General features: G+C 69.8%; 25 protein-coding genes and 2 pseudogenes. 15 read left to right on the top strand and 12 right to left on the bottom strand.

All coding sequences use genetic code 11. The features are described from left to right. A pseudogene (locus ABZV00_RS32105) lies at nt 1-234 on the top strand (RNA polymerase subunit sigma-24); the annotation flags it as partial. A gap of 82 nt (nt 235-316) precedes the next feature. Here the strand turns inward: ABZV00_RS32105 and ABZV00_RS32100 are convergent. From ABZV00_RS32100 to ABZV00_RS32080, 5 genes are all read right to left on the bottom strand, one after another. Then, on the bottom strand, nt 317-655 hold the full coding sequence (locus ABZV00_RS32100; RefSeq protein ID WP_355613191.1) for a MarR family winged helix-turn-helix transcriptional regulator: 339 nt from the start codon (nt 653-655) through the stop codon (nt 317-319). A 98-nt stretch (nt 656-753) separates the two neighbouring features. Beyond that, a complete protein-coding gene (locus ABZV00_RS32095) occupies nt 754-1134 on the bottom strand; it encodes a hypothetical protein (RefSeq protein WP_355613190.1) in 381 nt (126 codons plus the stop codon). 213 nt (nt 1135-1347) lie between these two features. Further along, entirely contained in the window at nt 1348-1983 is a 636-nt protein-coding gene (locus ABZV00_RS32090) for a hypothetical protein (RefSeq protein WP_355613189.1), read from the bottom strand. Nucleotides 1984-2025: 42 nt separating this feature from the next. Beyond that, the gene (locus ABZV00_RS32085) at nt 2026-2904 is read right to left on the bottom strand and encodes an alpha/beta fold hydrolase (protein ID WP_355613188.1); all 879 of its coding nucleotides are present in this window, start codon (nt 2902-2904) and stop codon (nt 2026-2028) included. Between the two features lie 38 nt (nt 2905-2942). Further along, nucleotides 2943-3554 (bottom strand): GNAT family N-acetyltransferase, encoded by a 612-nt coding sequence (locus tag ABZV00_RS32080; RefSeq protein ID WP_355613187.1) that lies wholly within the window; start codon nt 3552-3554, stop codon nt 2943-2945. A 138-nt stretch (nt 3555-3692) separates the two neighbouring features. On the opposite strand from ABZV00_RS32080, the pseudogene ABZV00_RS32075 reads away from it, so the two are divergent. From ABZV00_RS32075 to ABZV00_RS32065, 3 genes and pseudogenes are all read left to right on the top strand, one after another. Beyond that, a pseudogene (locus tag ABZV00_RS32075) lies at nt 3693-3902 on the top strand (winged helix-turn-helix domain-containing protein); the annotation flags it as partial. Between the two features lie 6 nt (nt 3903-3908). Next, nucleotides 3909-4658: a TetR/AcrR family transcriptional regulator gene (locus ABZV00_RS32070; protein ID WP_355613194.1), complete on the top strand. Its 750-nt coding sequence runs from the start codon at nt 3909-3911 to the stop codon at nt 4656-4658. Nucleotides 4659-5118: 460 nt separating this feature from the next. Then, complete coding sequence (locus ABZV00_RS32065; protein ID WP_355613186.1) at nt 5119-5772, top strand: methyltransferase domain-containing protein; 654 nt, start codon at nt 5119-5121, stop codon at nt 5770-5772. A 9-nt stretch (nt 5773-5781) separates the two neighbouring features. Here ABZV00_RS32065 and ABZV00_RS32060 read toward each other — a convergent pair whose 3' ends face one another. From ABZV00_RS32060 to ABZV00_RS32050, 3 genes are read right to left on the bottom strand one after another with little or no spacing between them, the layout of a single operon-like run. After that, nucleotides 5782-6408, bottom strand: a complete 627-nt coding sequence (locus ABZV00_RS32060; protein WP_355613185.1) for a dihydrofolate reductase family protein — start codon at nt 6406-6408, stop codon at nt 5782-5784. After that, a complete protein-coding gene (locus ABZV00_RS32055) occupies nt 6405-6881 on the bottom strand; it encodes an SRPBCC domain-containing protein (RefSeq protein ID WP_355613184.1) in 477 nt (158 codons plus the stop codon). Before ABZV00_RS32055 ends, ABZV00_RS32060 begins: the two co-directional genes overlap by 4 nt. Further along, nucleotides 6878-7228: a helix-turn-helix transcriptional regulator gene (locus tag ABZV00_RS32050; protein WP_355613183.1), complete on the bottom strand. Its 351-nt coding sequence runs from the start codon at nt 7226-7228 to the stop codon at nt 6878-6880. Before ABZV00_RS32050 ends, ABZV00_RS32055 begins: the two co-directional genes overlap by 4 nt. 261 nt (nt 7229-7489) lie before the next feature. On the opposite strand from ABZV00_RS32050, the gene ABZV00_RS32045 reads away from it, so the two are divergent. Beyond that, nucleotides 7490-8113, top strand: a complete 624-nt coding sequence (locus ABZV00_RS32045; RefSeq protein ID WP_355613182.1) for a hypothetical protein — start codon at nt 7490-7492, stop codon at nt 8111-8113. A 232-nt stretch (nt 8114-8345) separates the two neighbouring features. Next, nucleotides 8346-8789, top strand: coding sequence for an OsmC family protein (locus ABZV00_RS32040; protein ID WP_355613180.1), 444 nt, complete (start codon nt 8346-8348; stop codon nt 8787-8789). A gap of 40 nt (nt 8790-8829) precedes the next feature. Here ABZV00_RS32040 and ABZV00_RS32035 read toward each other — a convergent pair whose 3' ends face one another. Together ABZV00_RS32035 and ABZV00_RS32030 are read right to left on the bottom strand one after the other, a co-directional pair. Further along, complete coding sequence (locus tag ABZV00_RS32035) at nt 8830-11388, bottom strand: FtsX-like permease family protein (RefSeq protein ID WP_355613179.1); 2559 nt, start codon at nt 11386-11388, stop codon at nt 8830-8832. Continuing rightward, nucleotides 11385-12086, bottom strand: a complete 702-nt coding sequence (locus ABZV00_RS32030; RefSeq protein WP_355613177.1) for an ABC transporter ATP-binding protein — start codon at nt 12084-12086, stop codon at nt 11385-11387. Before ABZV00_RS32030 ends, ABZV00_RS32035 begins: the two co-directional genes overlap by 4 nt. 262 nt (nt 12087-12348) lie before the next feature. Here ABZV00_RS32030 and ABZV00_RS32025 point away from each other — a divergent pair, with 262 nt between their 5' ends. The 4 genes from ABZV00_RS32025 to ABZV00_RS32010 all read left to right on the top strand — a co-directional run bounded on the left by ABZV00_RS32025 (nt 12349) and on the right by ABZV00_RS32010 (nt 17495). After that, nucleotides 12349-13557 (top strand): histidine kinase, encoded by a 1209-nt coding sequence (locus ABZV00_RS32025; protein ID WP_355613176.1) that lies wholly within the window; start codon nt 12349-12351, stop codon nt 13555-13557. Further along, entirely contained in the window at nt 13548-14207 is a 660-nt protein-coding gene (locus tag ABZV00_RS32020; RefSeq protein WP_355613174.1) for a response regulator transcription factor, read from the top strand. Before ABZV00_RS32025 ends, ABZV00_RS32020 begins: the two co-directional genes overlap by 10 nt. A 104-nt stretch (nt 14208-14311) precedes the next feature. Beyond that, entirely contained in the window at nt 14312-16345 is a 2034-nt protein-coding gene (locus tag ABZV00_RS32015; protein ID WP_355613172.1) for a hypothetical protein, read from the top strand. A gap of 115 nt (nt 16346-16460) precedes the next feature. Next, nucleotides 16461-17495: a TAXI family TRAP transporter solute-binding subunit gene (locus ABZV00_RS32010; RefSeq protein ID WP_355613170.1), complete on the top strand. Its 1035-nt coding sequence runs from the start codon at nt 16461-16463 to the stop codon at nt 17493-17495. A gap of 26 nt (nt 17496-17521) precedes the next feature. Here ABZV00_RS32010 and ABZV00_RS32005 read toward each other — a convergent pair whose 3' ends face one another. Then, nucleotides 17522-19003 (bottom strand): HAMP domain-containing sensor histidine kinase, encoded by a 1482-nt coding sequence (locus ABZV00_RS32005; RefSeq protein ID WP_355613168.1) that lies wholly within the window; start codon nt 19001-19003, stop codon nt 17522-17524. A 6-nt stretch (nt 19004-19009) separates the two neighbouring features. Continuing rightward, the gene (locus ABZV00_RS32000; RefSeq protein WP_355613166.1) at nt 19010-19693 is read right to left on the bottom strand and encodes a response regulator transcription factor; all 684 of its coding nucleotides are present in this window, start codon (nt 19691-19693) and stop codon (nt 19010-19012) included. A 145-nt stretch (nt 19694-19838) separates the two neighbouring features. On the opposite strand from ABZV00_RS32000, the gene ABZV00_RS31995 reads away from it, so the two are divergent. From ABZV00_RS31995 to ABZV00_RS31975, 5 genes are all read left to right on the top strand, one after another. Further along, nucleotides 19839-20861: a tripartite tricarboxylate transporter substrate-binding protein gene (locus ABZV00_RS31995; protein WP_355613164.1), complete on the top strand. Its 1023-nt coding sequence runs from the start codon at nt 19839-19841 to the stop codon at nt 20859-20861. A 1-nt stretch (nt 20862) separates the two neighbouring features. Beyond that, nucleotides 20863-21324, top strand: coding sequence for a tripartite tricarboxylate transporter TctB family protein (locus tag ABZV00_RS31990; RefSeq protein WP_328418183.1), 462 nt, complete (start codon nt 20863-20865; stop codon nt 21322-21324). A 20-nt stretch (nt 21325-21344) separates the two neighbouring features. After that, on the top strand, nt 21345-22850 hold the full coding sequence (locus tag ABZV00_RS31985; RefSeq protein ID WP_355613162.1) for a tripartite tricarboxylate transporter permease: 1506 nt from the start codon (nt 21345-21347) through the stop codon (nt 22848-22850). A gap of 137 nt (nt 22851-22987) precedes the next feature. Beyond that, nucleotides 22988-24601: an FAD-binding oxidoreductase gene (locus ABZV00_RS31980; RefSeq protein ID WP_355613160.1), complete on the top strand. Its 1614-nt coding sequence runs from the start codon at nt 22988-22990 to the stop codon at nt 24599-24601. A 155-nt stretch (nt 24602-24756) separates the two neighbouring features. Next, nucleotides 24757-25185 (top strand): hypothetical protein, encoded by a 429-nt coding sequence (locus ABZV00_RS31975; protein ID WP_355613158.1) that lies wholly within the window; start codon nt 24757-24759, stop codon nt 25183-25185. Nucleotides 25186-25191 lie beyond the last annotated feature (6 nt).

The raw sequence follows: 25191 nt of genomic DNA, 5'->3' as shown, positions 1-25191 counted from the left end.
GGGGCCGGCAACGTGGCTCGCTTGCTGGCCGTCGGCTGGTGGAAACGCGACGCCCAACGATCGGTCGAGGTGGCACAGATCAATGGTGGCCCTGGGCTGCTCGTCCGAGTCAACGGGGAGATCGACGGCGTGCTGGCCGTGCGGGTCGAGAACGGCTACGTCACCGGCGCCTACCACGTGCGCAATCCCGAAAAGCTGTCGCGTGTGGAGCGGGAGACCGCCGTGGGCCGCTGAGGCCGCAACGACCTACAGCCCGCAGCGCCCGCTAATCGCACGCGGCCATTGCCACAGCCACGCCAGGTCTCGATCGCGTGGCTCATGCTTCCGTCGCATAAGACCGGTCCATGAGGTCGGTCATGGCCTGCTGGAATTCGCGGCGCCGTTGCTCACTCCAACCTGCGGCCAGCTGGTCGAAGACCTCCTCCTGCCAGCGATGAGCCTGGTTCAGCGTTGATCGGCCCGCGGGTGTGAGTGACGCTTCGCGTCGTCGGCCATCAGCCGCGGAAGCCTCCATGACCAGGTAGCCGGCCGAGGTGGCGCTCTTGATCAGGCGTGAGGCTCCGCTCTGGTCGATCCCGATCTCGTGCGCGACCGCGTTGACGGTTGCGGAGATCCCGCGCTCAGTGAGGCAGTGGACTGCCTCGCTGACAAGCACGAGTCGCCCTTGCTCGGCGGATCCCGGATCACCAGTCGCCGATCGGCGTGACCAGTGCCGGACGAAGCCGAACAAGACCTGGCCCGGCCCCTGGCTGGTCACTCGGATGCCGCCATTTCACGGCAGACATAGGCCAGTTCGAGTGCCGACTTGAGGTCGGGCAACCGCAGCGAAGCGGTCACCTTGCCACCGGAAGCACGGAAAACCGTCGCCACCCGCGTCGGTGTCTTGCTCTCAGGCCAGGTGGCGTCCTCCTCGACCACCATGAGTCGCTCGCTGATCGGGTGCCATGACCGCGGGGTCAGCTTGATCCCGGAACGCTCGACCCACTCCGCGAACTGCTCAGGCGTGATCGACCCAGCCCCCTTCGGCCCCAAGGCGACCATCGGATCACCCACCGCCCTTGCCGACCGCTGCAGATCCCCGTCATTCACACTCGCGTGCCACTCGTTGACTGCTGCTTCAAGGCTCGACTCCATGTCAGCAACTATATGCGAAACGCATGTATCTTTGTCATCCCAGGAGCGTCAGCAATCTCCTGCTTCGCACCATCTTGTGCCGGTGTCCTGCGGCGACGACGCGGTGGGTGTTTCCCGCGACGCCGGTTGGTCCGGCCGAGGGTGCCGGAAGCGGACCACCGCACTCTCCGTGCTCCGGTCCGTGCGGTCGGGCCGTCAGCCGGTCCGGGTGGTTCAGATGCTTCCGACCGCGGTCTCTGTCTTCACCGCTTCGGGGGTTCCGGCCTGCGGGGTGCCCTCCGCGGCCTCGTCGTGACCGCTGACGCCCGGCTTGACGCCGCGCAGCAGCACCGTTGCCAGCAGTGCCAGGACGAGCGCGACGCCGGCGCCGACGAGGGCCGTGACATGCAGCCCGTGGGTGAACGCCTCACGGGCGACGGTGAGCAGTTCGTCACCGGCCTTCCCGGAGAGGTCTTGGGCCACCGCCACCGCGCCACCGAGCGACTCGTGCGCCGCCTCGGAGTCGACGCCTGCCGGCATGGTGTCCGCGATCTGGCTGCGGTAGACACCGAAGCCGATGCTGCCGAGGACCGCGATGCCCAGACCGGCGCCCAGCTCGGTGCCCGTCTCGGAGATGGCCGAGGCCGCACCGGCACGCTCGGGCGGAGCCGGCCCGACGATCAGGTCGGTGCTGAGAGCCGCCATCGGCCCCAGACCCGCACCCATGATCGCGGACGCCGTCACCAGGATGCCCAGACCCGCTGTCGCGCTGACCAGTGTGAGCATTCCCAGTCCGATGGCCGCGACGACCAGGCCGCCCGCGATGACGAAACCGGGGCGGATCTTCGCGGCGAGGGCCGGGGCCGTCATGGCGCCGGCCATCAGACCGGCCGCGTTGGGCAGCGACCAGAGTCAGCGGCCGGCGAGTTCGGCGAAGATCTCCACCAGTTCGGGTCGGTCGAACGGGCCGACGTGGGGTGCCGCGACGCTTCGAACGTCGGTCGGGTTGTCCGGGGTGAGACGGTCGGCCTCGGTGATGAACCTGTCCTGTAGCGCAGGTGGGATCAGCCGGTCGTGGGTGAAGCGCACGTACGTTCGGGGAATCCGGCCCCAGGTGCCTGCTTCGGCGCGGGCGTCGGCCAGCGGGATGCTGACGGGCTCGTCAGGCTCGAGCATGTTGAGCAGCCGGCTCACCGCCTCGTCGGTGAAGTCGCCGGCGAGGCACTGCTTGATGCCGTCGAACACCGACGGATCGGCCGAGCGCCAGTTGATCCGGGCCACTCCGAGGATCGCCGGATCGGCGACCACTGCCCGGGTCACCAGGGGGAGCAGGCTGTCGCTGTTCTCTGGCGTGGCAAGGTAGGCGGCCACGTTCGGGAGGTCGACGCAGCAGTACGCCGCCATGTAGACGACCCGGTCGAGCAGTTCGGGGATGGCGTTGCCGACCCTGTTCACGGTGACGCCGCCCTGGCTGGCGCCGGCCAGGATCACGGGCCCGTGGCGGCGAGCGCGGCGCACCACGTCCACGACGCGCTCGACGTAGTCGTCGATGGTGATCTTGGCGAGCGGCGACGGCTCGGTTGCCAGCCCTTCGCGGTCCTGCGGGGCCTGGTACGAGCGGGGGAAGAACCCTTCAGCGCCGTGTCCCGGAAGGTCGACGGCCACGCACCGGTGCCCCCGCAAGGTGAGTTCGGTGATCAGTCCCGAGCAGAAGTGCGACGAGGAGTTGGTGCCGTGTACGAAGACCAGGGTCGGCGGTCGGCGGTCGCCGGTGGTGTCTTTCGTCGTCATCGAGGTTCTCCCTTGTGGTTGGGGAAGTGGTGGGGTGGTCAAGCGCGCGGTTGGCGCCACATCGGCCACAGGAGTGGGCTGTCCGCCACGCGAACCGGTTCGCCGAGGTCCTCGAAGCCGTACCGAAGGTAGAGGGCGTGGCTCCGGGGTGAACTCGCCTCCAGGTACGCGGCGAGCCCGTCGGCGTCCGCTCGCTCCAACCGGTGGCGCAACATCGCCGAGCCGAGTCCGGCGCCCTGCCGCCCGCCCACCACGCCCATGCACGAGAGGTAGAGGTGCGGTTCGCGACGGGGATGCCGCTCGGCCAGTGCCAGCCCCAGAGTCCGCAACCGCGCGCCGTTCTCGCCGAAGACCGAGTTCCGGTCCACGTCGGGCGCGTCCGGACGTTCCTCGTCGGGCGCCTGGCCAGCGGCCAACGCCAGCCACACCGAGGCACCCTCACCACGGCCGACCAGGTATGCCTCGGCGGAGGCCTGATCCAGCAGGTGGCCGTAGAAGTGCGACTGGAGACGACCGCGTTCACCCGATGCGGGGAAGAGCCAACAGGTGACCGGATCGTCCATGAACGCCTCGGTGAGGATGTCCGATACCGCCGGCCGGTCTGCCTCATCCGCCTGCCGCACGAGTGCGTACGGTGTATCTTTCGCCATGCGTACACCGTATCCCCGCCTCAGGCGAAGTCGAGTCAATGTCGCCTGGCTGAGCAGCGGAAGTGTACTAACCAGACGATAATTGAACTAGTACATTCCAGGCGCGAGACAACCTCACCAGTAGATCGGAGGGCACCCATGCCTTCGCCGACGCCGCGCCCAGATCCGCCATACCGGCGGATCGTCGAGGAGATCCGGGGCCGAATCCTGACCGGCGACCTGCGGCCGGGGGACCGCATACCCTCAGTCCGGCAAATCGCCCAGCGATGGGGCGTCGCGGTCGCGACCGCGACCAGAGCGATGGCGACTCTCCGCGACAACGGGCTGGTCGAAGCGACGGTCGGGTCCGGCACGGTGGTCAGCAACCACGCCCGCCGCAAGCACCCTGTCAGCCCGGCCGAATCGCACAGGCCGCGGCAGGCTGGCACCCGCAAGCAGCCGCTGAGCCGGAAGCACGTTCTCCGCGCCGCCATCGCGATCGCCGACGTCGAGGGACTCGACGCAGTGTCGATGCGACGTCTCGCGGCCGACCTCGGAGCCGGCCCGATGTCGCTTTACCGGCACGTGGCGACCAAGGACGAGCTGGTGACGCAAATGGCCGACGAGGTCTTCGGCGAATCCGAACTGCCCGACCCGGGACCGCCCGGTTGGCGGGCGAAACTCGAACTGATCGCCCGCCAACAGTGGGAACTGTGCCGGCGACACCTCTGGCTGCCCAGGGCCGTCTCGTTCACCCGTCCGGCGCTCGTGCCCAACGTGATGGCGCACACCGAGTGGACCCTGCGCGCGCTCGACGGGCTCGGGCTGCCCGTGACGACACGGATCCGCGAGGCGCTCACGCTTCACGGCCTGGTCGTCACCGTCGCGCTGTCCATGGCGGCCGAGGTCGAATCGGAGCAGGAAACCGGTGTCACGCTCGATGGGTGGCGGCTGGCACAGCAGAAGCGAGCCGACCAGCTCCTCGACAGTGGAAGATTTCCACTGCTGGCGACGGTCCCGACGGAACTGGCGTCGGACCTGGGTGGACTGTTCGAGTACGGTCTCGCACGCCATCTCGACGGTTTCGCCACCCTGCTGGAGGATCAGGCCCGAACACAGTCATGAGGGCGCGGCGGGGCCGGCGGCGATGGCGTCGGCGTCCCACCCGCACGGTGCCGGACATGCCGCAGGCGCGGGACTCGTCGAAGTCCCGCCCCCGCGCCTTCGGTCTGTCGGTTACCTGCTCAGGTTGCTGTGGCCGGTGGTGCGGAAGCCGCATGTCCCGGACGTCGGGTCGAAGTGCCAGCTGACCAGGCAGTAAAGCCATTCACGCTTCAGCAGCTCAGCGCCGGATTGCCTCTGCCCGAGTCGACCGGCCAGGATGGCGATCTCAGTGCGACCGCGTAGCTGGGCGGTCCATCGGCGACCGTCTTGCGCCCGGTCACCGCCTGCCGCGCGCCGACCCCGTTGCGGGATGGCTGGTGACGGTGGAGCATTCCCGCGGCGAGAGTTCCAACGCCACAGCGACGGTGCTCGTGCTGGCGGCCTTCGTGGCGAGGGCGCACCGTCGGTGAAGTGGCGGGCCATGATCGGCCGGACGGCGACCGTGGCCCGGGAGCGCTGGCCGGCCGGCGAGTTCCATGTCGGCGACGCCTACGAGCTGCCGCTCGAGACCGGCTCGGTTACCTACTATCGCGCGGACAAGGTGTTGCACATGCTCGACGACCCGGCGCGAGCCGTGGCCGAGGCCCGCCGGGTGCTCGCGCCGGGCGGCCGGGCCGTGCTGCTCGGCCAGGACTGGGACACGATCGCCATCGACTCGGACGAGCCGGAGACCACGCGTCGGCTGGTCCACGCCAAGGCGGACTCGCTTCCGTCGCCGCGCGTTGCCCGTAGGTATCGCAACCTGCTGCTCGACGCCGGGTTCACTGACCCGGTCGCTGAGGTGCACACCGCTGTGTTCACCGACTACACCGCGTACGCCCTGCTGCAACGGATCACCGACGAGGAAAGCTGGCTCGCCGAGCAGGCCGAGCGCGCCCGCGCGAACCGGATCTTCGTCGTCGTGCCGATGTTCCTCGTCGCCGCTCAGGGATGGCGCCCAACTTGGATCGAGGCGCGTCGTGGGGGCGCTCGGGTCGGCCGTCCGCCGCCCACATCACCGGCACCGGGGCGGCCCGCGTTGCCGGGGGAGAGGACAGCGCCGCCGAGGATCAGTCGGTGGCCGGTCATATTGTGAGCGTGGTGACTATACGAAGGCCGTGACGCCCTCGTATTCCGCCACCGGGGCGGCGCCGACACACTCGTACTCGAGCAACAGCAGGCCGTTCGCCGTCACCTCGTGGTGAACGAGCCGGAGGCCGACGGGTGCGCTCGGGTGGTCGAGCAGCCGCCGCCCGGAACCGGTCACAGTGGGGGCGACGACGAGCCGGAGTTTGTCGACGAGGCCGGCCGACAACAGGGCCTTGCCGAGTCGCGCACTCCCGTGGATCTGGAGTTCCCGTCCCGGCTGCGCCTTGAGCTTCCCGACAGTCTGGATCGGGTCGCCGCGGAGCACCGTCGTCGGGTGCCAACTACCCTCCGTGAGGGTGTTCGTCACGACGTACTTCGGTAGTGAGTTCATCCGCTCTGTGAACGGGTCGTCCGGGTCGGTGATCTGCGGCCAGTCGCGAGCGAACGCCTCATAGGTCCGCCGCCCGAGCAGCAGACCGTCGGCGAGACCCAGCCACTCAGACGTACGCCGGACGAAGAGCTCGTCCAGGTAGGGCACGAGCCAGCCGCCCTGGGTGAAGCCATCGCTCGTATCCTCGGTCGGAGACCCGGGACCCTGGCTGACCCCGTCGAGGGTTACGAACTCGGTAAGGACGATCTTCATTCCACGCCCTGGCCTTCGGCGACCCCGGCGAGTTGCTTGGTGACCGAGCCCCAGCCTTCGACGAAGCCGAGTTCCTCGTGACGGGCGCGTGCGGCGGGATCACCATGTCGGACGATGATCCGGTAGTCCGTGCCGTGGGGATGATCGCTCAGGGTGATCTCGGCGGTCATGGGAACCGGTGCAGGGTTAGTGGGGCGCCAAGAGCTGTCGATCGCGTTCGTGAACACGATCCGCTCGAGCTCGTCAACGACGAGGAAGGTTGCGTCGACGTGCGGGACGAACTGCACTCCGTCGTTGCTGAGTCGGGTCACGAGCGCACCGCCGGGCCGGACGTCCAAGCGGTCAACGCGGCACAGGGTCGGAGCTGGGACCCACCACTTCTCGAAGCGGGACGGGTCGGTCCATGCGCTCCACACGGCGGCGCGGGGGGCGCGAATGACCCGCTCCAAGGCCAGGTCCAGGTCGGGATTCACTGTTGGCTCTCCTTCGGATCGGTGACGAGGCGTTCGAGGCGATCGGTGCGCTCTTCCCAGATCTGGCGCTGCTCCGCGAGCCAGCCCTCGACGAGGGCGAGGCGCTCACGGTTGAGCACGCAGGTGCGCACCCGGCCGGACTTGACCGTGCGGATCAGCCCGTTCGACTCGAGCGTCCGTACGTGCTTCATGAACGACGGAAGGGTCATCGGAAACTCGCGGGCGAGATCGCCGACGCTCGTCGGACCGCGGCCGAGGCGTCGGATGACACGGCGCCGCGTCGGGTCGGCGAGGGCGATGAACACGCCGTCGAGCTGCTCCCAATACTGTGCCACGCGGCTAAGCATTGCTCGCCGCGATACTTAGCGCAAGGGCAAAGTATTGACGGTTCCGGTCCGTTGGGCGCCGACGCCGAACCGGGGTTGGTCAGGCTCGCCCGGGCGGTGCAGGTGCTGTTCGAAGCGTGAGCGTCATACCACCGCCAGCAGGTTCCCGTTTCTCAGGTCAAAGTCGGTGCTGCGTCCCGACCTCTTCGGCGAGCCCTGGTGCCTGGCAGCCACAACGGGGCTATTGATCATTTGGAATCTTGTCGTACTAGTCTTCGCCGCATGGCCTTGCGACCGGACGAGTTCTATGACCACGCAGTCGCCGTCGCGGACAGCGAGCGCCGACTCCCGTTGGCACGCATGACGGGATGGGAGATCAGCCCGTTCGAGCCGGACGGGCTGCGCGTAGCGCCGTTGCGCCCGCCGGTGCTCCCGGAGCCCGCGCGGCACGGCGAGGATCCGTCGGACTGCAACGCCTGCCGCGATCGGGACGAGGGGATCTGGTTCAACGATCACTGGCGGCTGGTCCGGATTCCGGGAGTGGGCGTCCCGCTGGTGCTCATGTTGTATCCGCGCGATCACTACGACATGGCGGATCTACCTGACGAACTGGCCGCCGAACTGGGGCTGTTGAGCACTCGCATCGTCCGCCACATGCAGGCGCTGCCGCACGTCTCGCGGGCCCACGTCTACCGCATCGGAGATGGTGGCGCCCACCTGCACGTCTGGTTCTTCGCCCGGCCCGAGGGGCAGGCCCAGTTGTACGGGTCGTGGCTGGTCGTCTGGGACGACCTGCTGCCGGAGTATCCAGCGGACGTCGCAGAAGCTGACGCTGAACTCGTGGCAGACGCGTTGGTCGCGTGCCACGGAGGCCACCGGTCGCCCACCATCGAACCGGCCACCTGACCGGCCTGATCCACGACCCGAATGTCACCGTGACGGCTGCTGCCACCGCGGCCGTGTGGAGTTGCCAAAGGTCACGTGTTCGGATCTGCTGCCGGTGAGGCGCGGGCGGGCAAGGCATTGACCACGCGGCAATCCTTTGCCCTCGAAGCCGAGGTTTGATTCCTGTCGGGATGACGATCGGCCGGCAGGCCGGTGGCTCGAGGACCAGGAGGCCCAGGGTAGTTTCCCTGTCATGAGTGAGGACACCTTCCGCTCGGTGGAGATCGAGCGCACCAGCGTGGGGAACTACGTCGCGCGGAATGTCCGCGGCGGGTCGATGTCGATGGGCACAGGCGAGGACGCCAGCTTTACGCCGGTGGAACTGCTTCTGGCTGCCATCGGCGGCTGCACTGCGGTAGACGTGGACTACATCACCAGCCGCCGCGCCGAGCCGACCCAGTTCTCCGTCGAGGTCAGTGGCGACAAAATCCGGGATGAGGCCGGAGGAAACCGGATGCAGAACCTCAAGGTCGAGTTCACCGTGACGTTCCCGGTGGGCGCGGACGGCGACCGGGCACGCGAGGCGCTGCCCCGGTCGCTGCAGCAGTCGCACGAACGACTGTGCACCGTCTCCCGTACCGTCGAACTTGGCACTCCCGTCTCGGTCGTCGAGGCTGCCGGATCCACCGGAGACTGAGGTCTTCGGGCGTCACCCGGGGTCACCGGTGCCGCCGGCGTCACTCGCGAACGCCAATCGCGTCGACCGGCTGCGACCGCATGGCGGTCCGGGTCGAGGTCATGATGGCGGCCCAGCCGAGCAGCGCGGCGACCGCGACGATTCCCAGGTAGATGAGCGGTGGAATGGACGGAATCAGTGTCCTGGTCAGCCCGAGGCTCGTGCCGATCAACGACGGGATCGCGGCCAGGGTGCCGATGAGAACAGCGGCGACGATGATGATCCTCGTCTCGCTGCGCATCATCGCGAACACCTGGCGACGGGTGGCGCCGACCAGTTGGAGCAGGGCGAACTCGCGGAAGCGTGCGGCGGTCGCCATCACCAGGGTGTTCACCACGGCGATCGCGAGGTAGCCGAGCAGGACCGCGTTGAGGATGAGGCCGACCGCCGACTCTCCGGCGGCGGCATCGCGCTGCGCGGCGACGAACGACTCGCGGTTGTTGACCTGAACGGTCGGGAGGTGTTGGACAGCGGATCGCAACGCATCGCCGAGTGCCCCGACGTCGGTACCCGTTGCCGCCGCGATCAGCACCGCGAAGTCCAGGCGGTCGGTGGTGTGCTCCAGTACGAGGTCGTGCGGCAGCGTGACGTCACCGAGGCCGAGTCCTCTCTCATAGAGCGCGACCACCCTGGGTTTGATCGGCGTGCCGTCACCCAGTCGGAGGTCGACGGTGTCGCCGAGAGCGGCGCCGAGGGTGCCCGCCGCGATCCGGCTCAACGCGACCGTGTTGCCCCGGACCTCCGCGACATCGCCCTCGAGAACGGCGAGATCCATGGTCTCGGCGAGCCGGTCGCCGATGACCCCCTGTGCCGAGTAGGTCCTGATCTGAAGGCTGTCTCCCGAGGCGAAGGTCGCCAGCGTCCGCGTACGGACGACCGGGGTCACCGCCGAGACGCCGGGCACGTCCCGGAGCACCTCCGCGACCTCGGGCGACACTCCGGCGGACGTGGACGTGACGACGTAATCCGCGCGCAGGCCGTCCTCGGCCTGATCCTGCGCGGCCACGCTCGCGGTCGTCCCGCTGAAGAGCTGCCCGGCGGCCAGGATGATGCCCATGATCAGCGGAGTGGTCGCTGCGGCGAGCCGCCGGGAGTTGGCGTGCGCGTTCGCTGTCGCGAGGAACCCGCTGACGCCCGACCTGCGGTTCAGCCAGGGACCCAGCACGGTGACGGCGCCGCTGAGCAACCGCGGCCCCAGCAGCGCGATGGCGAAGATGAGCAGGAACGCCGAGAAGGCCGCGCTTTCAGCGGCCCCTTCACCGGGCAGCACCAGCGGCAGCACGAACGCCATGGCCAGACCGGCGGGGACCAGCAGCAAGCCGACGGTCAACCGGAGCCATCCGAGTTTGGGCGGCTCCAACGCGGCCTCGCCGAGCGCGTCCACCGGCCTGAGCCTGGCCGCGCGCCGTGCGGCTATCCAACCGCCCAGACGGGCGCCGACCAGGCACAGCACCACCGCCACGAGTACCGGCAGCGGACTGATCGACAGCTCGAAGTCGTCCGGTATCGCGCCGACCAGGGTGAAGGTTTCGCGGAGGAGGAAGCTCAGCCCGATGCCCGGAATCACCCCGAGCACCGCCCCGAGCGTGCCCACCACCATGGTCTCGGCGGCGATCATGCCAAGCATCTGCTTCGGGGTCGCGCCGATCGCCCTCAACAGCGCCAGCTCCCGCAGCCGCTGCCGAACGGACAAAGCGAGTGTGCTCGCCACGACGATCATGATCACCACAACCATGGTCCCGCCGAACGCCAGGGACAGCTCGCTGATGAACGAACGCGTGCTGCCGATGTCGAGGAACTCGGCCTCGCTGCGGTCACTGCCGGTGTACACGACCACGTCGGAGACTGCCACCTCGATGGCGCCTGCCAGCTCGTCGGCACTGACGCCAGGTGCAGCCAGCACACCGATCACGTCCACCCGGTCCGGTTGGCCGGTCAACTCCCGGGCCCGGTCTTCGGTGAAGAACAGTGTGGGCTGCCGGGCGAGTTTGCCTCCAGGCAGACCCGCGATGCCGGTCACCCGGTAGATCGACGTGTTCGAGCCGACCGCGAGCCGAACCGACGCGCCGACGGTGACGCCGGCCCGCTCGGCCAGCGCGGAGTCCAGCACCACGTCGTCCGGCCCGGTCGGGGCCTGGCCGGCGCTCGTCGTGAACGGGCCGAGCGCGGCCGACTGCCAGCCATGCCCCAGCGCGGGGGTGCCGGCGAGCACCTCGGCGTCCGCCGTCACGAGGCTGACCGGGACGTTGACGTCGGCGATCGCCGCCCGGACGCCAGGCACTCGCGCGATGTCGCCGACCCGGTCGGCCGGTAGGGTGGCCCGCTCGCCGAACCTGGGATCCACGTCGTCGGCCACCGGCAGTGCCTGCGGGGCGCCCACCACCAGGTCGGCAGCCTGGTAGCGCTCGGTCGGCACGCCCGAGCGCTCGCTGCTCTCCAGCAGGATCCCGCAGGCCGTGATCACCGCCGAGCCGAACAGCACCGCGACGAACGCCGCGACGAACCCGCCCTTCCGTCCCTTGATCGTGCTCCAGGCCAATGCCAGCATTCGGCGGTTCACGCCTCCCCCAGGTGAGTCATCCGCTCGGCGATCTGCTCGGCGGACGGTCGGGGCATCTCGCCAGCCAACCGGCCGTCCGCGAGGAACACCACGGTGTCGGCCTGCGCGGCCGCGACCGGATCGTGCGTCACCATCAGCACGGTCTGCCCCAGGTCGTCGACGATCTTCCTGAGCAGTGCCAGGACCTGGCGACCGCTGCGGCTGTCCAGCGCGCCCGTCGGCTCGTCGGCGCACACCAGGTCGGGCCGGTTGATGAGCGCCCTGGCGATCGCCACCCGCTGTTGCTGTCCACCGGAGAGCTGGCTCGGGCGGCGGTCGTGATGCTCGGCGAGCCCGACCGCGGCGAGGACGCTCGCCAGTTGCTCGGGATCGACCGGTTTCTCGGCCAACCGGACGGGCAACGTGACGTTGTCCGCCACGGTCAGTGCACCGAGCAGGTTGTACGCCTGGAAGACGAACCCGATCCGGTCCCTGCGCAGCTCGGTCAGCTCTGTCTCCGACCGGCCGGACAGCTCCGTGTCACCCAGCACGACCCGGCCCGACGTCGGCTGGTCCAGACCGGCCGCGCAGTTCAGAAACGTGCTCTTGCCGGAGCCGGACGGGCCCATGACGGCGGTGAACGTACCGCGCCGGAATCCGACCGTCACCCCGTCGAGAGCGCGTACCTCGTTCTTCCCCGACCCGTATGTTTTGGACACCGAATCCAACTGCACCGCGTACGTACACGATGTCCTTGCACCCGGGTGTAGCGAGTCGGTCGCGGTGGCCTCGGCCAGTGCCACGCGTCGTCTCGATGGGTTTCTGCTGTTCAACCTCATGCCGTCCGACGCTACGAGTCATGTCGGCGCGAACCGCTACCCCTTACCACCGGATCTGAGGTACAGCTGGCTGTAGTGCCGCGGGCGGCGGCCACAGGGCAGACTTCACGCCGTGTCGGGAACTCGAAGGGACGCTGCCTCCGTGGGTGCGCAGAAAGGGCATCCTGTGACGTCGGGTCGGCGGTGGGTGCAGGTGTGGCGCGGCGGGGTCTACCTGCTGGGATCGCTGGCCTCCGGGATCGCCACGGTGCTCGTGCTGCCGCTGCTGTGCCATCCGCGGTTCGCCCGGCGTTGGGCGGATCGGCACCGTGACCGCGCCGGCCGGCTGCTCGGTACGCCGTCGGCATCGCGTCCCGCCCTGCGCGCGACGGGACGCCGGGCCTGGGCCGATCCGACCACGCGCCGCGACCTGCTCTGGCTACCAGTTAACGCCATGACCGGGGTGGCGCTCGGCCTGCCCGCGCTGCTGTGCGCGGGCAACGTCCTGCTCGCCACGATCGCGACACCACTCTGGTGGGCTTTCCGGCTGGAGGACCGGCCACGGCTGTTCATCGATATTCCGGTGACCGGCTGGGCGACGGCGCTCACCCTCGGGCCACTGCAGATCCTGCTGCTCGCCGCGCTGGCGTACCTGGTCTTCCCGCCGATCGCTCGCGCGCACGCCCGGATCTGCCTGGGAGTGCTGTCGCACTCGACGGTCGAACAGCTCGCCGACCGGGTCGCCGTGTTGACCCGCACCCGGGCGGACGTGCTCGACGCACACGGTGCGGAGCTGCGCCGGATCGAGCGCGACCTGCACGACGGTACCCAGGCCCGGCTGGTGGCCATCGCGATGCGGCTGGCCGTGGCCCGGCAGGCGCTGTCCGACAATCCGCGGGACGAGCAGTTCGTGGAAGGACTTCTGCGGGACGCACATGAGGGAACCGAAGAGGCGATGACAGAGCTACGCGAGGTGATCCGCACCGTCTATCCGCCGATTCTCGCCGACCGGGGCCTCGACGGCGCTCTGACCGCCGTGACAGCCCGCTGCGGCGTGCCGACCCGACTGGACATCGGTGACCTGGGAAGGGTCCCGGCGGCAGTGGAGGCCGTCGTCTACTTCGCCGTCGCCGAGGCACTGACCAACGTCGTCAGGCACAGCCACGCGACCGCGGCCGGCGTCGGGGTCAGCCGCACGGCAGACCGGTTGTCGGTAATGATCACTGACAACGGCACCGGCGGCGCCGACGATCGGCGGGGCACCGGCCTGGCCGGGATCCGTCGTCGGGTGCTCGCGCTCGACGGCACCGTCGACGTCGACAGCCCGGCCGGCGGGCCGACGACCATCACCATGGAGCTGCTGTGCGGGTAGTGATCGCCGAAGACAACGTGCTGCTGTCCACCGGACTGGAACTGCTGCTCAACCGCGTGGGATTCCACATCGCCGCCATCGCTGACAATGCGGCGGGCTTCCTCACCGCCGTGCGGGACCACCAACCCGACGTCACCATCGTCGACGTCCGGCTGCCGCCATCGTTTCGCGACGAGGGCATCCGAGCCGCCCTGCAGGCTCGACGAGAACAACGCGGCCTGCCGGTCCTGGTGCTGTCCCAGTACGTCGAGCAGCAGTACGCCGCCGAACTACTCTCCACCACCGGCGGCGGCGTCGGCTACCTCCTCAAGGACCGCGTCAGCCGAGTGGACGAGTTCGTCGACGCGCTGCGCCGCGTCGCCGCCGGTGGCACCGCCATGGACCCCGAGGTCATCGCGCAGCTCGTCCAACGCGCCGGCGACCCGATCGCCGCGCTCACCCCCCGCGAACGCGAGGTACTCGCGTTGATGGCACAGGGACACGACAACGACACGATCGCTCAGCAGCTTGTCATCACCGACAACGCCGTACACAAGCACATCGGCAACATCTTCGCCAAGCTCGGCCTCGCCGTGACCGACAGCGGCCACCGCCGCGTCCTCGCCGTCCTCACCTACCTCAACGCGGCGGGTGCTCGGTCCTCTCCGTGACCCTCTTGCCGAGATCGTTTCACGAGCGTAGGAAGAACACGACGATCCACCCACCACCGTCGACCCCTGCGTCGAATCACCGTCCTGTGTCGAGGGAGATGCGCGTGACCACACCCAGACGGTTCCGTCTCGCCGTGTCCGTGCTGGTGACCGCAGGCGCCGTCCTGCTCAGCCCGGCCGCCGCCGCGGCGCCGCCCGCGACTCCCGCATCGGCCGGGCACCGGAGCTGCGACCCGATCGACCCGACGGCCTGCCTGCTGCCGTTCCCGAACGACTACTTCACCGTGCCGGATCGGACCAGCCCCACCGGCAAGCGGGTGCGGATCGCGGCCTCCGCGATGCCCGCCAACGTGCAGGGGACGCCGATCGACCCGACGGAATGGAACCGGCAGGACGGGTTCAGCCCCGGCTCACCGATCCTGGTGCGCGTACCCGGCCTCGACGCTGCGGCGACCGGGATCGCGCCGGTCACCGACATCGGCCGCTCGCTGGCGCCGGACGCGCCGATCGTGCTGCTCGACGCCCGGACCGGCAAGCGCACGCCGTACTGGGCCGAGCTGGACGCGCACGCTGCCGGCCAGCCGGACCGGCAGCTGCTGATCATCCGGCCGGCGGTGGCGCTGACCGAGGGCACCCGGTACGTCGTCGGCCTGCGCGGCCTGCGCGACGGCAACGGGGCGCTGATCCCGGCGCCGAAGGCGTTCACGTCGTACGTGACCGGTGCCGGCCTCGGCCATCGGGACAGTCGCGTCCCGCAGATGAAGCGGATCATCGCCGACCTGTCCAGGACCGGCGTCAAGCGGCACAGCCTCTACCTCGCCTGGGACTTCACCGTGGCCAGCCGGCACGGTCTGACCGGGCGGATGCTGGCGGTCCGGGACGGCGCGTTCGCCGCCCTCCGCCGGGCCGCACCGTCGTTCACCGTCACCCAGGTGACCGACTATTCGCCCGAGCAGGATCCGCTGATCGCTCGGCAGGTGACCGGCACCATCGGCGTACCGTCCTATCTGACCGGCGACGGCGGGCCCGGCTCCCGGCTGCACTACGGGCCGGCCGGCGGCGGTGGGACGCCGCTGACGCCGAACGCCCTGCCCACGCCGTCCGGTGCGACGGTGGCGGCGGACTTCGTCTGCAACATCCCGCGCAGTGCCTCGGCCGCGAAGCCGGCGCACCTCTCGCTCTACGGCCACGGCCTGCTCGGCAGGCCGACCGAGATCAACGCCGGCAACGTCAAGACGATGTCGAACACGTACGACTTCACCTTCTGCGCGACCAGTTGGATCGGCATGGCCGCCGCCGACGTCCCCTACGTGGCAGGCGCCTTCACCGACCTCAGTGCCTTCCCCGCAGTGGCGGACCGGTTGCAGCAGAGCTACCTGAACTTCCTCTTCCTGGGCCGCGCGATGATCCACCCGGGCGGGTTCGCCGCCCACCCGGCGTTCCGGGACGCCAGCACACGGCCGCTGATCAACGTGGCCGGCGGGCTGCACTACGACGGCAACAGCCAGGGCGGCATCAACGGCGGCGCGCTCACCGCCATCGCCCAGGACTGGACCCGGTCGGTGCTCGGCGTACCGGCGATGAACTACTCCACGCTGCTGCAACGCAGCGTGGACTTCGCCCCGTTCCAGACCATCATGGACGGCTACTACCCGGACAAGGTCGACCAGCAGCTGATCCTCGCGCTGCTGCAGATGCTGTGGGACCGGTCCGAGGCCAACGGGTACGCCCAGCACATGACCGACCGGCCGTTGCCGGGCACCCCAGCGCACCAGGTGCTGATGCACGTGGCCTTCGGCGACCAGCAGGTGTCGCCCGCCGCGGCGGAGGTCCAGGCGCGCACCATCGGCGCCCGCCTGCACACCCCCGCGCTCGCCGACGGCTGGTCACTGGACGTGCGCCCGTACTGGGGCATCACGCCCATCCGCAGGTACCCGTACACCGGCTCGGCGATCGTGATCTGGAACAGCGGCGCGGCCTACGCGCCACCGCCGACCAACCTCGCCCCGGCCGGGCCGGAGTACGGCGACGATCCGCACGAGTTCCCGCGCGCCCAGGCCGGAGCCCAGAAACAGAAGGCGATGTTCCTACTCACTGGCAAGGTCATCGACGTCTGCGCACGGACGCCCTGCCCGTGACGCGGTAACCGGTCGCGCCGGAATGCCCGTCGGGAGGCGAGCTGGGGGAGTCCCGGCGGGCTGCACCAGTGCGCCGGATTGACGGCGATGAGACCTTGCCGGAGGGCGGCGCAGGGTGACGTGGCTGCGATGCATTGATGACGCCCTGAGATCATCGGCGACCGACGGTCACCGTCCGTATCATCTCGGCATGGTGCTGAACCTGGAGCCACGGATCAGCCGACGGGCGGTGCTCCTGGCCGCCGGAGGGTTGCTCGTCGGTTGCTCCCCGCAGCCCGAGGCCGACGAGGTCCACCTGCGACTGGCCACCGGGCCGGCGGGTGCGGTATACCGGCGCATCGGCGGTGCGCTGGCCGAACACATCTCCGAGCAGGTGCCGGGTGCCACGGTGACCACCGTGCCGAGCGGGGCTTCCACCGACAACATCCGGATGCTGCGGGCCGGCGAGGCGCACCTCGGACTGACGAGCCTGGATGCGCTGATCACGACCGACGGCAGCGCGCCCGAAGGGCTCTCGGCGGTATGCCGGCTCTACGACAGTCATCTGCATCTCGTGGTCATGGCCGGTTCAGCGATCGAAGAGTTCCGGGATCTTGAGGGCAAGCGCATATCCCTCGGTGCCCGCAATTCGGGCACCGAGTTCACGTCGCTGCGGGTTCTGCAGCTGGGCCCGGTGAACGCCGACGGTCGGTACCTCAGCCAGGCGGAATCGGCGGCGGCACTGCGCGACGGCAAGATCGACGCGATGTTCTCCCTGACCGGCGTCCCGACACCCGCCATCACGGAGCTGGCGCAGCGGCACCCGATCCGGCTGATCCCGTTGGACGCACAGGCGGACGCGCTCTTCGGGGCGTACCCGGGTCCCTACGCTCCCGCCATGATCCACGCGACGGCCTACGCCGGCGTCCCGGCCACCCGCACCGTCGCCGTACCGAACGTGCTGCTAGCGCGCAACGACCTGCCCGACGACCTGGTCTACGCGATCACCGACACGATCTTCACGCACACCGGCACGATCACCTCCGCCAGTCGCGGTGACGCCGCGGCCGTTCCCGAAGCGTGGCAGATCAACGTACGTACCGGGATCTCCACCGCATCGGTTCCACTCCATCCGGGCGCGGCGGCCTGGTTCCGCGACCGCAAACGCTGACCAGAGCCAGCGACGCGACCGGGTCCTCAGACCGGCGACGGAGTCGGGGCACCGGACGACGACGCCACCTGCGGAACGACCGGCAACGCGACCACCGCGGCGAACCCGTGCCCGGACCCGTCTGGACGCGGCAGGCCCTCCTCCAGCCGCAGCTCGCCCCCGGCAGCCCCGACCAGGTCGGCGCAGATCGCCAGTCCCAGGCCGGTTCCGGACACGTTCTGGTGCCGCGGCGACCGCCAGAACCGTCGTAGCGCCTGGGCACGCTCGGAAACGTCGATCCCCTGCCCGTCGTCGCGGACAGCGACGGTGACCACGCCTCCGGCCGCGGAGCCGTTGCGGTTTCCGGCGCTCGCACCAGCGGGAACAACGCGGGCGGTCACCTCCACCGCCTGCGCGCCCGACAGCCGTAACGCGTTGCTGATCAGCTCGTCCAGGATGCTGCCCAGTCCGCCCGGCGGCTCCAGCAGCCGCAGCCCCGACGGCACGTCGACCGCCAGTGTCTGCCCCGCCGTCGCCGTCAACGCCCGCCACCGGTCCACCCGGGTCGCCAGCACCTCGTCGAGATCCACCGGCGACGCCGTCCGCAGGCTCTCCATCCGCGCACTGGCCTGCAGCGAGTTCAGCATCCGCTGCATCGCCTTCAGCTCGTCGACGGCGACGTCGTACACCTGGTGCCCGTTGCCTTCCGGCCGCAGGTGCGGCGCGAGGCTCTCCACCGCGAGCCGGAGGCTGGTCAACGGGTTGCGCAACTGGTGCGACGCGTCGGACACAAACGCCCGCTGCCGCTGCGCGGCGTTCTCGACGGCGTCCATCATCGTGTTGAACGACGCCGCCAGCCGCCGCAGCTCGATCGGGCCGGCCTCGGCGCCGGCGCGGATCGTCAGGTCGCCCTCCGAGATCCGCGAGGTCGCCGCATCCAGCTTCCGCACCGGCCGCAGCACCCACGCCGATACCGGCCAGGCGACGGCCGCCAATGCGATCAACGGCAGCAGCCCGAGCCCGGCGAGCCGGGCCCAGCGGACGAGGATGAGTTCACGGGTCTTGGACAGGTCGGAGATCGTCACGACGGCGCCGACGACCTCGCTGTCCCGGCCCACCGGCTCGGCCACAACGAGTGCGGAGTCGTCCCACGGCGCCCATTCCCAGGACGGTTCGGACCGCGCCCCGGCCAGCGCCGCGGTCACGATCCGGGGCAACGTCGGCTCGGTCCGCGCCGCCTCCCGGTACGCATCGGCCGGTCCGAGCAACACATTGCCCGACGTGTCGACCAGCGCGACCGGGATGTCGTAGAGCTCGTGGTAGCGCGTCAGCTCCTGTTGCAGCGCCTCGGTCCGCCCGGTCGCCAGCGCGGTCTCGGCCAGCGAGGCGAACCGCCCGACGTCGTTGAGCCGGTTGACGTAGGTCTCCTGCATCTCCCGCTCGGCCACAGTGATGCTGAGCGGCACCCCGAGCGCCGCGACGAGCAGCACCGCGAGGGGAACCAGGACGACGAGCAGGCGGCGGTGCACGGCGCGTCAGCCGATCAGCTCCGGCTGGTCGGCCAGGAGCCGATAGCCGACGCCGTGGATCGTGCGGATGACCACGTCTGTCCCGAGCTTGTGCCGTAACGCCGCGATGTGGGTGTCCAGGGTGCGACTCGACGACTCCCACGTCGCGCCCCAGATCTGGTCGAGGATGATGTCACGGCTGACCACGTTGGGTGCCCGCCGGGCCAGCAGCAGGAGTAGTTCGAACTCCTTGCGGGTCAACGCCACGGGCGTGCCGTCGACGGTGACCTCGCGGGTGCCGACGCCGATCCGCATCGGGCCGAGCAGGAGCGGCTCGTCCGAGTGGCTCAGGGCACGAGCCGCCCGGGTACGCCGCAGGACGGCGTCGATCCGGGCGAGCAACTCGGCGATGCCGAACGGCTTGACGATGTAGTCGTCGGCGCCGGCGCGCAGCCCACGGACCCGCTCGTGCTCCTCGGACCGTGCGGTGACCGCGATGACGGCGGTCTCCGGGTGGTCACGCAGCTTCCGGATCACGTCGAGCCCGTCGCCGTCGGGCAGACCCAGGTCGACGAGGACCACGTCGGCCGGTGCGGCACGCGCGGCCTCCGCGGCGGTGGCGATGCGGTGGACCTCGAAGCCCGCCTGGGTCAGGACGGTCACCAGACCCAGCGCCACGCGGTCGTCATCCTCGATGACGGTTATCCGCATACCAGCGGATTCTACGGCCCGGGCCGGCCCTCGTGTCAGCCCGCGAGTTCTTGGGATTTCTCTGACACCATCCGCGCCCCGGCCAGTCGAGACTGGGGACCGCTCATTCACCGAGGTATGTGCATGCGCTGATGAGGAGGCCGCTGTGAGAGAGACCAGCAGGTACCGGGCCGCCGCGCGGATGATCGCCGCGATCGGCGTCGTCACGCTCGTAGCCGCCTGTTCCGGCAACGGAGGCGCCAACGGCGGAGGCGACGCCGCAGGCTACCCGGACCAGAACATCACGATCGTCGTGCCGTTCAGTGCGGGCGGCCCGACGGACACGGTCACCCGAATGATCGCCGACCCGATGGCCGCCAAACTCGGTGGCAAGGTCGTCGTCCAGAACGTCGAGGGCGCGGGCGGTACGGTCGGCGCCGGCGAGGTCGCGCGGGCCGAACCGGACGGCTACACCGTGCTCATGCACCACATCGGCATGTCGACGGCACCCGCCCTGTACAAGGACCTGGGCTACAAGCCGCTCGAGGACTTCGAGATGGTCGGGCTCGTCACCGAGGTGCCGATGACGGTCGTCGCCCGGAAGGACTTCGCGCCCACGACACTCCAGGACCTCGTGACCCACGTGAAGGCGAACGCCAACAAGGTCACGCTGGCCAACGCCGGCATCGGCGCCGCGTCCCACCTGTGCGGCCTACTGTTCCAGACCGCCACTGGTGTGAAGCTCCAAGAGGTTCCGTACCAGGGCACCGGCCCCGCGCTGACCGACCTCGTCGGTGGCCAGGTCGACTTCATGTGTGACCAGACGACCAACACCAGCGGCCAGATCGCCGCGGGGAAGGTGAAGGCGTACGCGGTCACCACGCCCAAGCGGGTGAAGAGCCTTCCCGACCTGCCCACCACGGTCGAGGCCGGGCTGCCCCAGCTTCAGGTCAGCGTGTGGCACGGTCTCTACGTCCCGGCCGACACGCCGCAGGAGATCGTCGAGAAGCTGTCCGAGGCGCTGAAGGTGGCACTGGCCGACCAAGGGGTCATCGACCAGATGGCCAAGCTCGGCACCGCGCCGGTCCCGGCCCAGGACGCGACCCCGCAGGCGCACCGGGCCAAGCTCGAGGAGCAGCTCGGCACCTGGGGGAAGATCATCGCGGACGCCGGGGTCAAGGTCTCCTGAGGTGGAGCGCCGTCGGTCGTTTCCGGACGTCCTCGCCGGGGGAGTCTTCGTCCTGATCGGTGGTGCATTCGTGGTGGGGTCGCTCGGCTATGAGCTGGGCACCCCACTGCGGATGGGCCCCGGCGCCTTCCCGCTGCTGGTCGGCGCGACGGTGGCCGTCCTGGGCCTGGCGATCGTCATCAAGGGACTGATCGCCGGCGAGGTGATCTCGTTCGGACCGATCCCGTGGCGTGCGGTCGCCGCCATCGTGCTCGCGGTCGTGTTCTTCGGATTCACCGTCCGGCGCCTCGGATTCGTACCGACGTCGGCGGTGACCGCCCTGCTCACCACGCTGGCCAGCTCACGCGTACGGCTGCTCACGGCCTTGGCCGTGGCCGCCGGGCTGACCGTGGCCAGCACGCTCATCTTCGTCGTCGGACTTCAGCTGCGGATCCCGCTATGGGGCCCTTGGCTGGGGTTCTGACGCGGCATCCGGATTGAGGCATGGAACTTCTCGACAACCTCGCGCTGGGCTTCTCGACCGCCTTCCTGGTCCAGAACGTCCTCTACTGCTTCGTGGGAGTGCTGCTCGGGACCGCGGTCGGCGTGCTGCCCGGCATCGGGCCAACGGCGACGGTGGCGATGCTGCTGCCGATCACGTTCAGCTTCGAGCCGGTGACGGCGTTGATCATGCTGGCCGGTATCTATTACGGCGCACAGTACGGCGGCTCGACGACCGCCATCCTGATCAACCTGCCCGGTGAGTCGTCGGCGGCGGTCACCGCGCTGGACGGGCACGAGATGGCCCGCCAGGGCAGGGCCGGCCCTGCCCTGGCCACCGCTGCGGTCGGGTCCTTCATCGCGGGTACGGTGGCCACCGTCGCGCTGGCCGTGGCGGCCCCACCGCTGGCCAGCGTCGCGTTGAAGTTCGGCCCGGCCGAATACTTCTCGCTCGTGCTGTTCGGCCTGATCGTGTCGATCGCGCTGGCGCGTGGCACGGCGCTCAAGGCGCTGGCGATGATCGCGCTCGGCGTGCTGCTCGGCACGGTCGGCCAGGACATCTACACCGGCACGCCCCGGTTCGTGTTCGAGCAGCGCGAGCTGTACGGCGGCATCGACTTCGTGTCGGTCGCCGTCGGCATGTTCGGGGTGGCCGAGATCCTGCGCAACCTGGAGAACGAGCAGACCCGAACGGCGGTCGTCAGCAAGGTGAAGAACCTCTGGCCGACCCGCGAGGACCGGCGCCGGATCGTCGCCCCGATTCTGCGGGGCACCGGTCTCGGCGCCGCGCTCGGCGTCCTGCCCGGCGGTGGCCACGTGCTGGCCTCGTTCACCTCGTACGCCGTCGAGAAGCGGATCTCGAAGCGGCCGCAGGAGTTCGGGCGTGGTGCGATCGAGGGCGTCGCCGGCCCCGAGTCGGCGAACAACGCCGCCGCACAGACGTCGTTCATCCCGCTGCTCACCCTGGGTCTGCCCGCCCACCCGGTCATGGCACTGATGGTCGGCGCGTTCATCGTCCACGGCATCACCCCCGGCCCGAACGTCATCAATGACGAACCGGCGCTGTTCTGGGGCCTGATCGCGTCGATGTGGATCGGCAACGTGCTGCTCCTGCTGCTGAACCTGCCGCTGATCGGCTTGTGGGTGCGCATGCTGCGCATCCCGTACCAGGTGCTGTTCCCGATGATCATCCTGTTCGCCGCGATCGGCACGTACTCCCTGGCCTTCAACGCGTACGACGTCTACTCCATCGCGTTCTTCGGGATCCTGGGCTACATCCTGATCAAGTGTGGCTGCGAGCCGGCGCCACTGCTGCTCGGCTTCGTCCTCGGTCCCTTGCTTGAGGAGAACCTGCGGCGGGCGCTCATCATCTCCCGCGGCGACCCGTCGGTCTTCCTGACCCGACCGATCTCCGCAGTGCTCCTGGCCCTGGCCGTGGCAGCGCTCGTCGTCGCCGTCCTCCCGACGATTCGCAAGCGCCGCGAGGTCGTGTTCGCCGAGGAGGAGTAGGGGCAGCGGCGGTGGCAACCGGGCGATCCGGGGCTGGAAGGCGGCGTTGACCAGCACGACAGCATCGACGCGGTGCTGGCCGTCGATGTACGTTACCGGCGAGTCGATCTGGCGATGGTGGACGGCGGGGAGGCCGCATGGCCGGGAAAGGCCGTTCGTGGTGGGGTTGGGGGAACGTCGAGGACGCAGTGACCGGCGCGGAGGCCACGGCGTTGGCAGCCCGGGTGCGTATCCTGCTGCCCGACGTCGACCTGACCGAGCACGTTGCGCCGCCGGTGGACGAACTCGGCCTGCGCCCGGCGCGGGTCGATCCGCCGACGTCACTCGCCCGGCTGTGTTCGACGGACCCGGCCGACAGGGCGGCGCACACCCATGGCAAGGCGTTCCGGGACGTCGTCCGCAACCTGCACGGGGATGTCCACGACCCGCCGGACCTGGTGGTCCGGCCGGTGACCGAGCAGGACGTCGTCGACGTGCTGGACTGGTGCGCGGGCCGGGACATCGCGGTAATCCCCTACGGCGGCGGCTCGTCAGTGGTCGGCGGTGTGGAGGCGCGGCTGGGTGACGCGTATCCGGCGGCAGTCAGTCTCGACCTTGGGCGCCTCGACCGGGTGCTGGAGGTGGACCCGACCAGCCGGGCGGCCCGCATCCAGGCCGGAGTGTTCGGCCCGGCGCTGGAGGACCAACTCCGGCGGTACGACCTCACCCTGCGGCACTTCCCGCAGTCGTTCGAGTTCTCCACCCTGGGCGGCTGGTTAGCCACCCGCGCCGGCGGTCACTACGCCACCGTCCTCACCCACCTCGACGACCTGGTGGAGTCGATGCGGGTGGTCACCCCGGCGGGCACCAGCCAGTCGCGCCGGCTGCCCGGCTCCGGTGCCGGGCCGTCCCCGGACCGTCTGTTCCTCGGCTCCGAGGGCGCGCTCGGCGTCATCACCGAGGCGTGGATGCGGCTGCAGGACCGGCCCCGCTGGCGGGCGGGCGCCTCGGTGCACTTCACCGACTACGACGGGGCGGTCACCGCCACCCGGGCCATCGCCCAGTCCGGTCTGCACCCGAGCAACTGCCGACTGCTCGACCCGGTGGAGGCGCTCCTCAACGCGGGCGCCGCCACCACCGGCGGCGTGCTCGTTCTGGGATTCGAGTCCGCGGACCATCCGGTCACACCATGGTTGGACCGCGCCGTCGAGCTGTGCCGCGACCACGGCGGAACCCTGCCGGAGCCATCCCGCAGCGACGACTCGTCCGGCCCACGGCAGCGGACCGCCGCCGCCGACGCCTGGCGGTCAGCGTTCCTGCGGATGCCGTACCAGCGTGACGCGCTCGCCGCCCGGTCGATGATCGTGGAGACGTTCGAGACCGCCTGCACCTGGGACCGATTCCCCGCCTTGCGCGCCGCCGTGCTCGCCGCGGCCGGCGAGGCGCTGCGCGCCGTCGCCGCGACCGGTGTGGTCACCTGCCGCTTCACGCATGTATACCCGGACGGCCCCGCTCCCTACTTTGGTGTGTACGCCACCGGCCGCTGGGGCGCCACCCTCGCACAGTGGGACCAGGTCAAGCATGCCGTCTCCGACGCGCTGCTCGCCGCCGGCGGGACCATCACCCACCACCACGCCGTCGGCCGCGACCACCGACCGTGGTACGACCGGCAGCGTCCGGACCCGATCGCGCTCGCACTGCGCGCCGCCAAGAGCGCCCTCGACCCGTCCTGGATCCTCAACCCCGGCGTCCTCGTCGATCCCGCCCGCTGACGTCGGCTGCGGTGCGCCACCGGCTGGTGAACCCCGAACATTACGACTTGACGTACGGGATGTTATCGCTCACAGTCGATGGTCCCTGGACACCGGTGTGGCAGCAGCGCCGGCACGATGCGCCACTGCTGAGTTGCGGCTGACAGGATGGACGCATGTCGGTGTTGCAGGTGAAGGTGCGTGCAGTGGTGTCCGGCGCGGATCGGTCCGGCATGCCGGACGTGCTGGTCGAGCTCGCGAGCGAGCGTGCGACGGTGCGGGAGCTGATTCGCAGGGCGGTTGAGGAGCAGATCCGGTCGTTGGGCGTCGACGCCACGCGTTGCCAGACCGTGCTCGATCGCCAGTATCTTTCCGCGGCGGAGATCCGGGCACAGGCATCCACCGGCATGGTCCGGATGCCCTCACCGCAGCTCGATTCGCCGGATGTCGCCGAGCATGTGGCTCGGGCGTGTCGGGCGTTCGAGCGGAGCGTGTTCGTGTTGTTCGTGGGAGGACGCCAGGTCGAGCGGCTCGACGAGGAGATCGTGCTCCGCCCCGACGAGCCGGTCGTGTTCCTGCGGCTGACCGCGCTGGTCGGTGGGTGACCCGTG

The organism is Micromonospora sp. NPDC005173 (genome assembly GCF_040608515.1).
Taxonomy (GTDB): domain Bacteria; phylum Actinomycetota; class Actinomycetes; order Mycobacteriales; family Micromonosporaceae; genus Micromonospora.
This window is presented reverse-complemented; position numbering and strand designations above follow the sequence as displayed.